This window comes from Gymnodinialimonas ulvae (assembly GCF_037543845.1).
GTDB lineage: Bacteria > Pseudomonadota > Alphaproteobacteria > Rhodobacterales > Rhodobacteraceae > Gymnodinialimonas > Gymnodinialimonas ulvae.
The window spans coordinates 16,928-32,744 of record NZ_JBBIFX010000001.1; the positions used below are offsets into that span (position 1 = coordinate 16,928).

General features: G+C 61.2%; 15 protein-coding genes and 1 riboswitch. Of the genes, 7 read left to right on the forward strand and 8 right to left on the reverse strand.

All coding sequences use genetic code 11. From position 1 onward, the window contains the following. Positions 1-5 precede the first annotated feature (5 nt). From V8J83_RS00070 to V8J83_RS00090, 5 genes are all read left to right on the forward strand, one after another. Positions 6-893, forward strand: coding sequence for a MurR/RpiR family transcriptional regulator (locus V8J83_RS00070; protein WP_339982058.1), 888 nt, complete (start codon positions 6-8; stop codon positions 891-893). 105 nt (positions 894-998) lie between these two features. After that, positions 999-1,982, forward strand: coding sequence for a TAXI family TRAP transporter solute-binding subunit (locus V8J83_RS00075; protein WP_339982061.1), 984 nt, complete (start codon positions 999-1,001; stop codon positions 1,980-1,982). A gap of 76 nt (positions 1,983-2,058) precedes the next feature. Next, positions 2,059-4,650, forward strand: coding sequence for a TRAP transporter permease (locus tag V8J83_RS00080; RefSeq protein ID WP_339982064.1), 2,592 nt, complete (start codon positions 2,059-2,061; stop codon positions 4,648-4,650). Beyond that, positions 4,647-5,081, forward strand: a complete 435-nt coding sequence (locus V8J83_RS00085; RefSeq protein ID WP_339982066.1) for a universal stress protein — start codon at positions 4,647-4,649, stop codon at positions 5,079-5,081. Before V8J83_RS00080 ends, V8J83_RS00085 begins: the two co-directional genes overlap by 4 nt. Before the next feature lie 105 nt (positions 5,082-5,186). Further along, positions 5,187-5,318: riboswitch (FMN riboswitch) on the forward strand. A 68-nt stretch (positions 5,319-5,386) separates the two neighbouring features. After that, entirely contained in the window at positions 5,387-5,854 is a 468-nt protein-coding gene (locus V8J83_RS00090; protein ID WP_339982068.1) for a 6,7-dimethyl-8-ribityllumazine synthase, read from the forward strand. Positions 5,855-5,911: 57 nt separating this feature from the next. Here V8J83_RS00090 and dhaL read toward each other — a convergent pair whose 3' ends face one another. The 6 genes from dhaL to V8J83_RS00120 all read right to left on the reverse strand — a co-directional run bounded on the left by dhaL (position 5,912) and on the right by V8J83_RS00120 (position 12,017). Beyond that, the gene (gene dhaL / locus V8J83_RS00095; RefSeq protein WP_339982071.1) at positions 5,912-6,556 is read right to left on the reverse strand and encodes a dihydroxyacetone kinase subunit DhaL; all 645 of its coding nucleotides are present in this window, start codon (positions 6,554-6,556) and stop codon (positions 5,912-5,914) included. A 13-nt stretch (positions 6,557-6,569) separates the two neighbouring features. Beyond that, complete coding sequence (locus V8J83_RS00100; RefSeq protein ID WP_339982073.1) at positions 6,570-7,562, reverse strand: dihydroxyacetone kinase subunit DhaK; 993 nt, start codon at positions 7,560-7,562, stop codon at positions 6,570-6,572. Positions 7,563-7,581: 19 nt separating this feature from the next. Further along, positions 7,582-8,346: a GolD/DthD family dehydrogenase gene (locus tag V8J83_RS00105; RefSeq protein WP_339982075.1), complete on the reverse strand. Its 765-nt coding sequence runs from the start codon at positions 8,344-8,346 to the stop codon at positions 7,582-7,584. Between the two features lie 107 nt (positions 8,347-8,453). After that, positions 8,454-9,434, reverse strand: a complete 981-nt coding sequence (locus tag V8J83_RS00110; protein ID WP_339982078.1) for a substrate-binding domain-containing protein — start codon at positions 9,432-9,434, stop codon at positions 8,454-8,456. A gap of 56 nt (positions 9,435-9,490) precedes the next feature. Further along, the gene (locus tag V8J83_RS00115) at positions 9,491-10,507 is read right to left on the reverse strand and encodes an ABC transporter permease (RefSeq protein WP_339982080.1); all 1,017 of its coding nucleotides are present in this window, start codon (positions 10,505-10,507) and stop codon (positions 9,491-9,493) included. 28 nt (positions 10,508-10,535) lie between these two features. Further along, a complete protein-coding gene (locus tag V8J83_RS00120) occupies positions 10,536-12,017 on the reverse strand; it encodes a sugar ABC transporter ATP-binding protein (protein ID WP_339982084.1) in 1,482 nt (493 codons plus the stop codon). 231 nt (positions 12,018-12,248) lie between these two features. Here V8J83_RS00120 and rpiB point away from each other — a divergent pair, with 231 nt between their 5' ends. Further along, on the forward strand, positions 12,249-12,704 hold the full coding sequence (gene rpiB, locus V8J83_RS00125) for a ribose 5-phosphate isomerase B (protein WP_339982087.1): 456 nt from the start codon (positions 12,249-12,251) through the stop codon (positions 12,702-12,704). A gap of 20 nt (positions 12,705-12,724) precedes the next feature. After that, positions 12,725-13,711: a sugar-binding transcriptional regulator gene (locus V8J83_RS00130; protein WP_339982089.1), complete on the forward strand. Its 987-nt coding sequence runs from the start codon at positions 12,725-12,727 to the stop codon at positions 13,709-13,711. Positions 13,712-13,822: 111 nt separating this feature from the next. On the opposite strand, the gene V8J83_RS00135 is transcribed toward V8J83_RS00130, so the two are convergent. Then, positions 13,823-14,599 (reverse strand): ATP-binding cassette domain-containing protein, encoded by a 777-nt coding sequence (locus V8J83_RS00135; RefSeq protein ID WP_339982092.1) that lies wholly within the window; start codon positions 14,597-14,599, stop codon positions 13,823-13,825. After that, entirely contained in the window at positions 14,599-15,753 is a 1,155-nt protein-coding gene (locus V8J83_RS00140; RefSeq protein ID WP_339982094.1) for an ABC transporter permease, read from the reverse strand. Before V8J83_RS00140 ends, V8J83_RS00135 begins: the two co-directional genes overlap by 1 nt. Positions 15,754-15,817 lie beyond the last annotated feature (64 nt).

The following is a 15,817-nucleotide window of genomic DNA, read 5'->3' on the forward strand; positions in this document are numbered from 1 at the left end:
AATCAATGGATCCGGCCCTTAAAAACCGTTTGCTGTCAGATATTAAGGCGACGGCCTCGACGTTCTCGCCGCAATTGCGGCTGGCCGCGAAATACGTAGCGGACAATCAGGCGGACTTCGGGCTGGACCCCATTCGGGAAACTGCGCGCAAGGCTGGTGTCAGCACATTCACCCTCGTTCGGCTGGCGCGCCTTCTGGGGTTTGACCGGTTCGACGACCTCCGCGAGCCCTTCCGTCATGCGCTGGTGTCGCGCACCGCGGCCACGGAGGATCGGGAGTGGCTCGATCACTGGCGGACGACCGACGCAAACGGGCCCTACACCGCCGAAGCCGCGGCCAATTCGCTTGCCGTGGTCGAGCGGTCGTTGCAACGGCAGACGCCGGAGAAACTGCATGCAACCGTGCAAATGCTCCTATCGGCAAGGACGGTCTACCTGACAGCGATGCGCGCGTCATACGGCTTGGCGTATCACTTCCATTATGTGGGGCGTATGGCCCTTCAATCCATGGAACTTGTGCCGCGCCACATGTCAACGGCGATTGACGACCTTAACGATGCGGGTCCCGAAGATGTGCTGATGGCGATCACCTTCACACCCTACAGTCTAGAGACGATCGAGGCCGCAGCCTTTGCCAAATCCAAAGGGGCCAAGCTGATCATGGTGACCGACAGCGAGATCATGGCGCCGGGGCTGGAGGCCGATATGACGCTTCTGGTATCGTCGATTTCCACCCATCACTTCGCGTGTAATTCCGGGGCGATGGCGGTGCTGGAAATTCTGCTGGCCTTGATCGTGGATGAGGGGGGCGCGGACGTGCATGCGCGAATCGCCGACTACGAGGCTCTGCGCCGAAATCACAGCGCCTACTGGAGCGCGCCCAAAAAACAATAGTTTTTGCGTGACACTCTTGGGGACATGCCCTCACGATGCGGGCAGAGCCCCGGAATTGGGGCCGCGGCGGACACGGGTCACGCCGGATCAACAAGGAGACTTCATATGACATTCCAAAAAGCCCAGAAGGCTTTGTTCGGAGCGACCACTGCCGCAGCCCTCCTGCTGGCCGGGGCTGCGAGCGCTCAGGACCAACAATTCTTCACCATCGGGACCGGCGGCGTGACGGGCGTCTATTATCCGACCGGTGGCGCGATCTGCCGTCTGGTGAACGCAGGCCGAGCCGATCACGGTTTGCGCTGCTCGGTGGAATCGACCGGCGGGTCGGTTTTCAACACCCGTACGATTCGCCAGGGCGAGTTGAATTTCGGCGTTGTGCAATCAGATGTGCAGTCGGCGGCCATTAACGGCACCGGCGCCTTCGAAGACGACGGTGCGTATCCTGAACTGCGTGCATTGTTTTCGATCCACCCCGAACCGATGCACCTGATGGCCAATGCCGACGCAGGCATTGCATCGGTATCGGACTTGGCGGGCAATCGCGTGAACATCGCCAACCCGGGCTCGGGCACGCGGGTTCTGGCGGAAGCGCTGTTGGAGTACCATGACATTGCCATCGACGATCTGTCGTTCGCGGCAGAGCTGTCTTCGGCCGAACAGGCCTCGGCGCTTTGCGACGGCAACATTGACGCCACGATCTGGGCCGCGGGCCTGCCGAACGGCTCGACGCAGGAAGCCACGTCGACATGTGACGTCGTCCTGATCCCGATCGAGGGCGAGCCTTTGGAGAACCTTCTGGCCGACAACCCGGCCTATGCAGCGGCAACCATTCCCGGTGGCCTTTACCCCGGCAATCCCGATGACATCTCATCCTGGGGGCCGCGCGCGACGTTTGTGACGGATGCCAGCACCCCGAACGAAATGGTCTACGCCGTTGTCAGCGCCGTCTTCGAGAACTTCGATGACTTCAAGCGCCTGCACCCGGCCTTCGCGAACCTGTCGGAGGAAGAGATGATCACCTCCGGCCTGACCGCCGAAATCCACCCCGGCGCGCTGCAATACTACCAAGAGCGTGGCTGGGTCGAATAAGACCCTGACATCACGGGCCGCACGGAGAGATCCGGGCGGCCCTTTTCAGTTCTAGCGACAGGGTGTGGGGCCGGGCATGACCGATACGAAAACCAATACGGGCGATGTAGACGACTTCATTGCCGAGGCCGACACCGGCGCGCGCGCGCCGAAGGGGCGGTTCAATCGTAACGTGCTTTGGGCGGTACCGCTCATATGGTCGTTGTTCCAGCTTTGGATTGCCTCGCCCATTCCTTATGAGATCGGTTTCGGCGTGGTGAACAATGCGCAGGCGCGGTCGATCCACCTTGCGTTCGCCGTATTCCTCGCCTTTACGGCCTTCCCGACGTTCAAATCCAGTCCGCGCCACACGATCCCGATCCATGATTGGATCGTCGCTTTGGTCGGCGCGTTTTGTGCGGGCTATCTCTACCTGTTTTGGGACGGTCTTGCGGACCGGTCTGGCGCGCCCAATCAGATGGATATCGCGGCTGCTGTCGTTGGCATCGCGTTGTTGATGGAAGCCGCGCGGCGTTCACTTGGTCTGCCGCTGATGGCCGTGGCCGCCGTCTTCCTGGCCTATGTTTTCTTTGGGTCGTATTCCTGGTTGCCGGATGTGATCCAGTGGCGCGGCGCATCGGTCGAACGCGCGATGAGCCATATGTGGCTGACCACCGAAGGTGTGTTCGGCGTGGCGCTTGGTGTCTCATCGGGCTTCGTTTTTCTGTTCGTGCTGTTCGGGGCTCTGCTGAACCAGGCGGGCGCAGGGAACTACTTCCTGTCGCTGGCCTTCGCCACGCTTGGGCATCTGCGCGGTGGCCCGGCCAAAGCCGCCGTCATTGCATCGGCGGCGACAGGCCTGATCTCGGGATCGTCCATCGCCAACGTGGTGACGACAGGTACGTTCACCATCCCGCTGATGAAGAAGGTTGGCTTCTCGCCGTCCAAGGCCGGCGCGGTCGAGGTTTCGTCCTCGATCAACGGCGTTTTGACGCCGCCGGTCATGGGGGCGGTGGCCTTCCTGATGACGGAATATGTCGGCATCTCCTACGTCGAGGTCGTGAAATCGGCGATTGTTCCGGCAGCGATTTCCTACGTGGCGCTGGTCTATATCGTCCACCTCGAAGCGCTGAAGATGGGCATGAAGGGGACCAGCCGGATGAACCCGGTGATCTTCATCCTTTCGGCGGTCTTCATCATTTGCATCGGCATCATAATCGCGGGTGGCACACTCTACATTGCAGGCTTGGCCGTTGGCGCGGCTGAAAGCCTTCTGGGCGCTGCTGCAACCTACGTTATCATCGCGCTTTTCCTGGCGGGCTATGTGCTGGCCGTTTGGTATGCAGCCAAGGGTCCCGACCTGGAGCTGTCGGTAGAAAGCATGCAGAACCTGCCGCCAACCCGCGAGATCTTCAAATCCGGCATCTACTACCTGCTGCCGATCCTACTTCTGATGTACCTTCTGATGGTGGAGCGGAAATCGCCAGGTTTCTCGGCGTTCTGGTCGGCCAGTTTCATGCTGCTGACGCTGCTGACGCAAAAGCCACTCAAGGCGTTCTTCCGCGGCGAAGGACAGATCAAGGCGCGGATTGTCGAAGGCTTTTGGGAAGTGACCGAAGGCTTGATCGCGGGTGCACGCAACATGATCGGCCTGGCGTGTGCGATGGCTGTCGCGGGCATCATCGTGGGTTCTGTCACGCTGACCGGTGTGGGCCAGGTGATGGCGGAGTTTGTGGAGTTTCTTTCGGGCGGCAACCTGATGCTGATGCTGGTGTTTGTGGCGCTGATCTCGATCATCCTCGGGATGGGCCTGCCGACGACGGCCAACTACATCGTGGTCTCGTCACTCATGGCCTCGGTCGTGGTAGAGCTTGGCGCGCAAAACGGCCTGATCGTGCCGCTGATCGCCGTGCACATGTTCGTCTTTTACTTCGGGATCATGGCCGACGTGACGCCGCCCGTGGGGCTGGCCAGTTTCGCGGCGGCGGCAATTTCGGGCGGCGACCCGTTGCGCACGGGCTTCCAGGCCTTCTTCTATTCCATCCGCACGGCACTTCTGCCATTCCTGTTCATCTTCAACACAGACCTTCTGCTGCTGGATGTGACATTGCTGCAGGCAATCATGGTGTTTGTGGTGGCGCTCATAGCCATGCTTGTGTTCGCGTCGGGCACGATGGGCTGGTTCCTCGTGCGCTCGCGGCTTTGGGAATCCGTTGTGCTGGTCGTTGTGGCGCTGACGTTGTTCAGGCCGGGCTTCTGGCTGGACCAGATTCAGGATCCATTCGTCCAAATGCCTCCGGCCGAGATCTTTGCACTGGCGGAAGAGGCGCCACCGGACGGTGAGCTGCGTGTTGGGTTGGAGGGCATGACGCTGGACGGGGATTTCGTGTCATCCACCTTCCTTCTGCCCCTCGGCGACGTCGGGGCCGATGGGTTCACACGCCTGTCGCAGACCGCGGGCCTCGATCTGGTGGAGCGGGACGGGCAAATCGTGGTGGATCTTCTGGCCTTTGGCGGCACTGCCGAGCAGATGGGTATCGATTTCGACTGGATCGTGACCACGATCGAGGTGGAGGCCGAGCGGATGCCGAAGGAGATCTTCTTTATCCCCGCACTTCTTGTTCTGGGGTTGATCGCATTGATCCAGCGCAGGCGGATGCCCAACCGTGATGAGGAGGCTCTTGCATGACCCAGTACACACTTGCCGCCATCGACCTTGCCCACCCGGCCCATCACGCGCTTATCCTTGCAAAGGCGGCGCAGCTGGCGGACATGGAAGGCAACACACTCGCGGTCGTGACCGTTATCCCGGATTTCGGAATGAGCATCGTGGGATCCTTCTTTCAGGACGGCGCCGAGCAGAAAGCCTTGGAAGAGGCCAACCAAGCGCTGCACAAGGTTACCGAAGACGTGCTTGGGCCGGACTTGCATGCACAGATCAAGCATATGGTTTGCCATGGCACGGCATACGAGCAAATTCTGAACATCGCCGGTGAAATCGGCGCCGCGCAGATCGTCATGGCCGCCCACCGGCCGGATTTTCAGGATTACCTCATCGGCTCGACCGCGGCGCGGGTGGCGCGTCATGCAAAGTGTTCGGTGACCATCTTGCGCGCCTGAGGGCATGGATGTGCCTGTGAAGGGGCTGATTTCCCGCCGACGGCCATCCTGGCCACGCGCCCCATCGGATCGCCTTGCACCGCGCATCGAGACTGGGTACCTCTTCGGCATTCTCAGGGCGGGGTGAAATTCCCCACCGGCGGTTATAGCCCGCGAGCGCTTCGATCCGTCGAAGGTCAGCAGACACCGGTGAAATTCCGGGGCCGACGGTCACAGTCCGGATGAAAGAGAATGGCCAGCGGAGCCCTGACACGGGCTGCGCGGTTTGCTCTGGGTTTTGTCATGACGTGAAAGGACCCGAAGCAATGACAAAATCGCCCAAATTCGCCTTCATCAAGGCCAACTGGCATTCCAACATCGTGGATCGCGCCTTGGATGGCTTCGCGGAGGAGCTCGCCACGCGTTGTCCCGAGGCCGTGATCGAGGTGCATGATGTCCCCGGCGCGTTTGAGATGCCCCTGCTGGCACAATCCCTTGCCCTGACGGGCGAGTACGATGCCATCGCGGCGGCGGCTCTGGTCGTCGATGGGGGGATCTACCGCCATGATTTCGTGGCGCAGGCCGTGGTAACGGGCTTGATGGATGTGCAGATCAAGACCGGCGTGCCGGTGCTGTCCGTCTCTTTGACCCCGCATCAGTTCCACGAGACGCAAGCCCACAGCGATTTCTTTGCCAGCCATTTTGTCGGGAAGGGCCGCGAGGCGGCGCAGGCCGCATTGCGTGTATACGCGCTATACGGGGCGGCAGGTCGAGACACGGCTGCGGTGGCGTAGGTCTCGGGATCGGTGCGGCCGTTTGCAGCTGAGCGCTCGAAACGGCCGCCTCGCAGATCAGGCTGGGAGGCGCGCCTCGATCCCGCGCGCAAGCGTCACGAGGATCAGGCAACACGACGTCGCTCCCGCATCAAGCACCCCGCGGGAGCGTTCACCAAGACGGCTGGACCGGCCAACCTTGGCCACCATGTCTTCGGTGCTGTCGCGTCCGGCCTCGGCGGCTGCGGTCATCCGCGCCAATGCCGTTGCCCAATCCGCTCCCTCGCCAAGTGCTGCGTCATAGGTCTCGATCGCGGGGACAAGCGTATCCAAGAGGGTCTTGTCGCCGACCTTTGCCTCGCCAATCGCCTGAACTCCTTCGAGCCCCGCGTGAAGCATCTCGCCAAAGGTCTGCGCATCGATCTGCGCCTTGCCGGAGAGCGCGTCGGCCATGTCGGCAAACATCATCCCGTAGAGCGGTCCCATGGAGCCACCGATCTCGGACATAAGGACATCCGACAATGTCGACATCGCCGCGTCGAGTGTGTCATTCGCGGCGTCGATCCGCCCTTTGGCCCGGTCAAAACCCTTTGACATGTTGAAGCCGTGGTCGCCGTCGCCGATCTTGCCATCGATCTCGCTCAGGTAGGTTCGGTTTTCAACGATCACGTCGGCCACTTCGCATAAGATGGCCGCGCTGCCCTTGTTGGTCAGTGTCGTCATTGCGCCTGCCTCCTCAAAAGCCGGGCACGTTGGTCGGAGCATCGAGCAGGGTCTTCAACTCGTCGTCCAGCGCCATGATCGTAAGGGTCGCTCCCATCATTTCCAGCGAGGTAAAGTAATTCCCGACCAGCCCGCGATGGACCTTATAGCCCGCCGCCTCGATCCGGTCCGCCATCCGGTCATACAATACGTACAGCTCATTGATTGGCGTCGCTCCGAGGCCTGAAACCAATACGGCAACCTCGGTCCCTGCGGGCATGTCGTGATCTTCGAGCACGATTTCCACCATGTCGTCGGCCACGGCATCGGCAGGCTTGAGTGGTTCGATGCGTGTGCCCGGCTCGCCGTGGTGGCCGATGCCGACCTCCATCATGCCCGGCTCGATCTGAAAATTCGGTTTGCCCGCGGCGGGCAATGTGCAAGGTGTCAGGCCGACCCCCACGGAGCGGCAATTGTCGATGGCTTTCTGCGCGCTGGCGATCACGTCGTGCAGGTTTGCGCCGGTCGCGGCCTTCGCGCCGCCGATCTTCCACATGAAGATCTCTCCGGCTACGCCACGGCGCTTTTCGCGTTCGTCTTTTGGGGCGGAGCTGACATCATCATTGGCAACGACCGTGGCCACCTCGATTCCGGCCTTGGCGACCATGCGCGAGGCCATCTTCACATTCATATTGTCGCCCGCGTAATTGCCGTAAAGTACGGCAACCCCGGCACCGCCATCGACGGCGCGGATCGCATCCTGAAACGACTTGGCGGTGGGCGAGGAGAACAGCTCTCCGATGGCGACAGCATCGACCATGTTGCGGCCGGTATAGCCGATGAAGGCGGGTTCATGACCCGAGCCGCCGCCGGTCACAATCCCGACGCGGCCCTGCTTCGGCGTGTCGTTGGACAGGATCACGCGATTGTTTTCCGCGTCCAGACGCACGCGATCGGCATGGGCACGCACAAAACCGCGCACAGTTTGGTCGACGATGTCGTCGGGGTTGTTGATGAACCTTTGCATGGTCTTTTCCTTGATGCCTTTACTTGACGGTAAAGCCGCCGTCGACAATGAGGTCGGCGCCGTTGATCATCCGTGCGCCGGGCGAGGCGAGGAACACGGCCGCGGCCGCGATCTCTTCGGGTTCGGCAAAACGGCCGGTGGGGATCTGCGCCTTCATCGCGTCGCCCTTGGGGCCTTCCCAGGCCTTTTTCCCAAGCTCGGTCAGTACAACTGTCGGCGAAATCGAGTTCACCGTAATCCCATGCCCGCCCCATTCCAGCGCCAGCGTTTTGGTTAATCCGATCACCCCGAATTTCGAGGCGCAATAGGCCACGTGGGCGTCGATGGCGACCGAGCCTGCCTGAGAGGCGAGGTTGATGATTGCGCCACCGTTGCCTTGGGCGATCATCGACCGACCCACAGCCTGCGCCACAAGAAAACTGCCGGTGAGATTGATATCAAGGGTCCGGCTCCAGGCCGAAAGCTCGATTTCGGCGGCAGGCGCCAGATCGACAATGCCCGCGCAATTGACCAGAATATCAATGTGCCCAAAGGCCGTTTCGACGTCGCCCACGGCGGCGTTCACGCTGTCGGGATCAGCGACATTGCAGGCTGTCGACATGGCGCCGTCGTGCTGCGCGGCCTGTTCGGCGGCGGCCTCAGCGTTGAGGTCGAGAACGGCAACATGTGCGCCCTTCGCGGCGAAGGCGTGCACGATGGCCGCCCCGATGCCCGAGGCACCGCCGGTCACAACCGCGGTCTTTCCATCGAGCGAAAATTCAAAATCCAGATTGGCATCGGCCATGGCCTCAGCACTCCCTTCTGTCGTCTTGCTGCCGGTCTTTTTGCCGGTCTCGGGGCAGGGTATCCGAGGCGACGCGTGGCCGCCCCGGATGTGGTATCAAGCGTCGATTACTGACGAGTGGCCAGCAATGCCTCGACGTTTTCGTCGTTCACGGGCGTCCACGGAACGGAATACTCCGCGTCGGCCCCTGCGTTCCAAGGCATGTCGGTGTAGGATGTCCAGATGTCCGACATCGGCTCGTAGTCGTCCTTCACGGCGGCCAGCGCCACGTCAAGCGCGCCTTGTGCCTGGGCGCGGGCGTCCTGCAGGATGGAGGCCATATCGCCACCCTGAACGGCCACAAGTGCGTCGGTGATCCCGTCGATGCCGGCGACTGCGAAGTCGTCAACGCTCAGGCCAGCCGCACGGATCGCCTCGATTGCGCCGAGGGCCATTTCGTCGTTCTGGCCGATGACGCCGTCGATCTCACCGTCATGGGACGTCAGCCAGTTTTCCATCAGCGTCTGCGCTTCGGCACGCGACCAGTTGGCGGTCTGCTGCTCGAGGATGTTGACGTCTGGGCATTCGGCCAGGGCTTGCATGTTGCCTTCCAGGCGGCTGATCTGTGCCGACTGACCGATGGGGCCTTCGAGGATCACGACGTTGCCTTCGCAGCCGATCTGATCAAGAACGTAGCGCGCCAGCATGTAGCCAGAGCGCACGTCGTCCGAGCCGACATAGGAATGCAGCAGGTCGCTGTTGACCCGCGTATTGGATCCCACGACCGGGATACCGGCCTCGGAAGCCGCTTCGACTGCGGTTGCGCCTGCTTCGATGTCGATCGGCACGAAGATGATCGCGTCGAATTCCTGCGTGATCATCGTCTCGAACTGTTCCTGCTGTACGAGCGCGTCGTAACGGCCGTCGAAGATCGTGATGTCCACGAGACCTTCCTGAACCGCCGGATGCTCTTCGAGAGCTGCGGACCAGATTTGCATGAATTCGGCGTTCAGGCCGTAAACTGCAGCACCGATTTGCGGCACGTCCTGCGCGACGGCGGGGGCCGTCAACGCGCTGGTCGCCAACATGGCAATCAATGTCTTCTTCATAATGTGCTCCTCCCTTGGATTTTTTTGCACAGAGTGAGTGGTAAAGATCGACCGGGCTATTCGCGGCGATGCCGCGCCTGGTCGAGCATCACGGCGGCGACAATCAGCACCCCCTTGATGACTTGCTGGTAGTAGGATTCGACCCCCATCAGATCGAGGCCGTTGTTGACCACACCGATGAGCAACGCACCGATCACGGTACCGGTCACTCGGCCCACACCACCCGCAAGGCTGGTGCCGCCAATAACCACCGCTGCGATGGCGTCCAGCTCATAGGCGATGCCCGCCTGCGGCAGGGCAGAGCCGGTGCGTGCTGCCAGCATCATGCCTGCGAGCCCCGCAAGCGCGCCGGAGATCACGTAAACCATCAGGCGGATGCGTTTCACATTGATGCCGGACACCTCGGCGGCATGGGGGTTGCCGCCCGCCGCATAGACGTGGCGGCCGAAGCGCGTCGAATTCAGCACCCACCAAGCCACAAGGAAGACGACCGCAAAAAGGATCACCGGCATGGGGATGCCAAAGACCTCACCGGTGCCGATCCAGCGGAATTCTGGGGTCAGCGCGGGAACCGGGCGGCCGTCGCCGTAAAGAAGCGTCAGGCCACGGGCTGCGGACAGCATGCCCAGGGTGGCGACAAAGGCGGGCACTGCAAAGCGTGCAACGACAACGCCCGAGACCGCCCCGCAGGCCATGCCAACCGAGAGGCCAATGGCAATCGCCAACAGCGCGGGGTAGGGCCCGCCAGCCACCATAGCGGTCGAGGATGTGGTCGCGAGCGATGCCGCGACAATCCCGGCAAGCGCCACGACCGATCCCACCGACAGGTCGATCCCGCGGGTCAGGATCACGAATGTCATGCCGATCGCCAGGATCCCGTTGATCGAGGTCTGGCGCAGCACGTTGAGGATGTTGCGGGTGCTCAGGAAATGTTCGTTCACGACGGCCAGCACCAGGCAGATCAGCACCAACGCAATCAGGATGCCGTATTTCTGACCATAGGCCGCAAGCTGCTGCTTCCACGCGTCTTGCGCTTGCGCTGCCTGTGCCGGGGCTGTTTGCTTGGCTTCCATGTCGTTTGTATCTCCTACAATCCCGTCTTCAGGCGGCCAAATGGACCAACCGGTCGGCGCTCAGTTCGGCGCGCGACAATTCTCCGGATATGGTGCCGTCGCGCATCACGATGGCGCGGTCGGCCATGCCGAGAACCTCGTCCGTTTCGGATGACACCATCACAACCGCACCGCCGGCGGCGGCAAAGTCGGACATCACACGATAAATCTCGCGTTTCGCACCCACATCAACGCCGCGTGTCGGCTCGTCCAGCAGCAGCACCTTCGGCTCGGTCAGGAACCACTTGCCCAGAACGACCTTTTGCTGATTCCCCCCCGACAGGCCCGCCACATCCAGAAGGTCGGTCGCGGTTTTGATGCGGAACTTGTCGATCATGTCGCGCGCGGCCTTGCCCTCGCGCTGGGGGCTCATCACCGGGCCGAACCCAAGCTCGGCCAATTGCGCCATGCAAATGTTGGCGCGCACACTCGCCGACAGAACCAACCCGCTGCCCTTGCGGTCCTCGGTAACAAAGGCCAACCCATGGTCGATGGCTTGCGCCGGCGAAGAAACGCGGATCGGTTTGCCATCAAGAGCAATCTCGCCGCCCATATCCTCAACGAGGCCAAACAGTCGCTCGAAGATTTCACTGCGGCCCGAACCCATAAGGCCGAAAACCGCGAGGATTTCGCCTCTGTGGACGTCGAAGCTCACATCCTTGACGTGGTTAAGCGAATTGAGCCCGCGCACGGACAGCGCCTGGTCGGTGCCGGGGACGTTCTCTTTGACGAACTCTTCGGTTAGCGGACGTCCGACGATCATCTGGATCAACGCCTCGCGCGTCACATCAGAAATAGCGCCGCTGCCGACATAGGCACCATCACGAAAAACAGTGTAACTGTCTGCAATTTCGAATATTTCCGACAGGCGGTGGCTGACGTAGACAATGCCCTTACCCTGCGCCTTCAGCGTCGCAATGGCGGCGAACAACTGGTCGGCCTCGGCCTCGCCGAGCGCAGAAGTCGGTTCGTCCATGATGATAATCTCGGCGTCGTAGCTCAGCGCTTTGGCAATCTCGACCAGCTGCAACTCCGCCACGCTGAGGTCCATCATAACCGTGCGCGCATCAATTCCGAAATGCAGCTCGTCCAAAAGCGCCTGCGCATTGGCATTCATGGTGCGGAAATCGACCCTACCGAAGACGGCCAAAGGTTCGCGTCCGAGGTAGATATTTTCAGCCACCGTCATCGCGGGAACCGGGCTCAGCTCTTGCTCGATGATCGAGATCCCCGCCGCGAGCGCCTGGCCGGGCGTGCGAAATGTCACCTCGGCACCGTCGCGAAGGATCGAACCGGAATCGCGCGGCTGGATGCCCATCACGATCGAAAGAAATGTTGATTTACCCGCGCCGTTGCCGCCGCACAGCGCATGGACGGTGCCGCGCTCGAGCTTGAACCGACCATCGGAAAGGGCCGTAACGCCGCCGAACGACTTCGTGACCTCTTTGACCTCCAGTAGGGGCGGCGGCATATATGACTCTCCCGTGCTTTTGTTCATAACATGCACAAATGAAAAATCGGGTCAAGCGGGCAAACCTGATCGCGCTCGGAGTGCAACCTTAGGATGAGTCGCCGCAATACCTGCCTAATCTAGTTGTATTCATTGACATGTATTGCTTCTTTTTGCGCGGCGCCCTACCGCAGTGAAGGATTGACAGTTTCCCACGTGATGTGCATTTGTTCGGCATCTAAGGAGAAATTCATGCGCATAGCAATCGGGTGTGACGAGGCAGGGTTCGAACTCAAGGAACTGCTCAAAGGCCATATCGAAGCGCTGGGGCACAGGGTCGTGGACTTTGGGGTAAAGGCTGATGAAACGGTCCTTTACCCTGACATCGCGGTTGACGTGGCCCGCGAAGTGGTCTCCGGAAATCATGACCGCGCCGTGTTGATCTGCGGCACGGGCATCGGCGTGTGCATCAGCGCCAACAAGGTGCGCGGCATCCGCGCTGCGCAGGCTCACGACACCTATTCCGCAGAGCGCGCGCAAAAGAGTAATGATGCCCAAATCCTTTGCATCGGTGCCCGGATCGTCGGACCGGAGCTTGCAAAGTCCATCGTTTCGTCTTTCCTTAACGCGTCGTTCGAAAGCGGGCGCTCCGGTCCGAAGGTGGACCGGATCAGACATCACGAAGAGGCCGCTCGCGTCGCGGGCTGAGCACAAGAGGGATCGCCCGTTTGGCCGTACCGACGCATTTCACAGCCCAAACGCCCGAGGCCACCTATGGCCTTTTGGCTGAGATTGCGCGGCGCTATTACATCGAAGGTGAAACGCAGGACGCCATCGCCCGAGCGCTTGATCTGTCGCGGATGAAGGTCAATCGGATGATCAAGGACGCGCAGGAAGCGGGCCTGGTGGAGATCCGCGTGCGGTTTCATTCGTCTCAGACAAAGGCGATCGAAAAGGAGCTGTGCGACCGGTTCGGGCTCAAGCATCTGTTGGTCTCGCCGGCCTCGCAATCGCAGCAACAGCAGCGTCGCAACGTGGCAATGACAGTCACGCATTTCCTTGAATCGAACCTGCGCGAGAACCTTGTCGTCGCTGTTGGCATGGGCCGCAACGTGGCCGCCGTGGCCGAAATGCAGGCGGCCCGCACCTTCGAGACCCTGACCTTCGTGTCGGGCTCCGGCGGTGCGGCCGAGGCTGGGTCGGAAGGCAATGCCGATCACATCTGTCGGAACCTCGCGCGCCGTTTCGGTGGGTCGGCCGTGACACTCTATGCCCCCGCTTTCGTGCCCGAGGCCGATCTGCGCGAGAGCCTGATCAGCAATGGCACCGTGCGCCGCACCCTGAACCTTGCCCGCAGCGCGGATTATGCGCTTGTCGGGATCGGCGATCTTGGACCCGACAGTCACATGTCGCGCATGGGCTGGTTCTCAACCGACGAGATTCGTATGGCGCAGGACGCAGGCGTGGTCGGCGACCTCATGGGATATGATTTCTTCAATGCGCAGGGCGATCCGTGCAACGATGTGCTTGGCGGACGGGTCATTGGCCTCTCACGTGAGGATTTGCAGCGCGTCTCTACCACGATCGCGATTGCCGCCGAGCCCAGTAAGGCCATGGCGATCCTTGGCGCGCTACGCACCGGCACGATTGACGTTCTGGCCACCTCACTCAGCAATTGCCTGACCATCAGTGAGTTGCTCCGTGCGGGGCACTAAAGCGTTTTGACCTCGTGCGGAGGCCCGATTGCCAAGCCGGAAGGCCTCCACGCAGGTACGTTTCCTGGACCACTGCCACGGCCACCGCATTCAAATAGCCGCGTTCAACGCTTAGGCGGCGGGTGCCTGGTCTGGGGCGTCTTTTGCGCCGGTCATGAACGCGACCGCATCGGACATCGTGTAGTCTTTCGGGTCGACAATGCAGAGCCGGCGACCCAAGCGGTGGACGTGAATACGGTCGGCGACTTCGAAGACATGGGGCATGTTGTGGCTGATCAGGATGATCGGGATGCCGCGCGACCGGACGTCGAGGATCAGTTCCAGAACCTTTCGCGACTCCTTGACCCCTAGGGCTGCTGTCGGCTCGTCGAGGATGATGACCTTGGAGCCAAAGGCCGCCGCCCGTGCCACCGCGACACCTTGGCGCTGCCCACCCGACAAGGTCTCGACCGCCTGATTGATGTTCTGGATCGTCATCAGGCCCAATTCGTTCAGCTTCTCGCGCGCCTTGGCCTCCATCGCGGCCTTGTCCAATTGCTTCAGGAATTTGCCGCGCCACCCCGGTTTGCGTAGTTCCCGCCCCATGAACATGTTGTCGGCGATGGACAGGGCGGGGCTGACGGCGAGGGTTTGGTAAACCGTCTCGATCCCTGCGTGGCGGGCATCGTTGGGCGAGGTGAAGTGAACCTTTTCTCCCTCCAGTTCGACCACCCCCTTGTCGGGCACCACAGCGCCGGACAAAGCCTTGATCAAGGTCGATTTGCCCGCTCCGTTGTCGCCGATCACGGCCAGGATCTCGCCGGGGTAGAGGTCGAAATCGCAATTGTCGAGCGCCACGACCTTGCCATACCGCTTGGTCAGATTGCGACCTTTTAGAATGGGTTCCATCACGCGGCCACCTTTCTGATCCACTGGTCGATGCCGACAGCCAAAATGATCAATGTGCCGATCAACATGAATGTCCATTGCGGGTTCACCCCGGCCATTCCGAGCCCGAGCATGAAGACCCCGACGATGAGTGCCCCGAAGAATGCGCCCCATATCGACCCACGACCGCCAAAGAGGGATATACCGCCAATCACCACGGCGGTGATCGACTCGATATTGCCTTCAATGCCTGTCGACGCACTGGGCGAGACGGAGGCGAAGCGCCCAATGAGGGACCATCCCGCGATTGCCGCGATCAGACCCGCGAGCATATAAACAGACATCAGCGTGCGCTTGACGTTGACGCCGGCCAGTTCCGCTGCCTCGGGGTCGTCGCCCACGGCATAGACATGACGGCCCCAAGCGGTGGAGCGCAGCATATAGGCGAGAACGAAGGTCAACACGATCAGGGTCAGGACGCCGTAGGTGATCTTGGTCTGCCAAATCAGGTCGAGAAGGAATTGATCGGTGTCGTTGGGGCGGATCCGTTCGTAGACGTTGCCGCGCAGTCCGTCGATCCAAAGGACCAACTGTTCGTTCGGCTTGAGCCCAAGCCACTGCAGCATCGGCGCGTCCTCGCGTATGTCGCGGGCGCGGATGGTCTCGTTGCGCGAGTAGATATAGTTGGCGGCCAACACGATTTGCCACACGCCAAGTGTGGCGATGAACGGCGGTATCTTGATCCGCGTTACCAGCCAGCCAGACAGGGCCCCGATGGCCGCGCCTGCCGCGAGGCCGCAGGCCACGGCAACGGCGGGTGGAATGCCATAGCGGAAGGTGAATTGCCCCATGATCACCGAGCAGAATACCGCAATCGCGCCAACCGACAGGTCAATTCCGGCCGTGAGAATGACAAGGGTTTGGGCGAGGGCTAGAATGCCGACGATCTGTATCTGCTGAAACACAAGTGTCATTTGCGGCAGGAACCGGGGCCCAAGCCAACCGGTGAAGATCATGATAGCGCATCCCAAAACGATCAACGGCACCAGCGACGGCGTTTTGTGCAGCGCGCTTTGGAAGCGCATGAGAAGGGATTTGTTGTTTACTTCAAAGCTGGCAACGCTTTGTTGCGCGCCCTTAAGGCCGTCTTCGAAATTCTCCGCTTTCTGCGCCATGTTTTCTGCCTCTGTCTTCCAACACTTGCGGTCTTGATTTTCAAAGGGCGGACCGTGGCCCGCC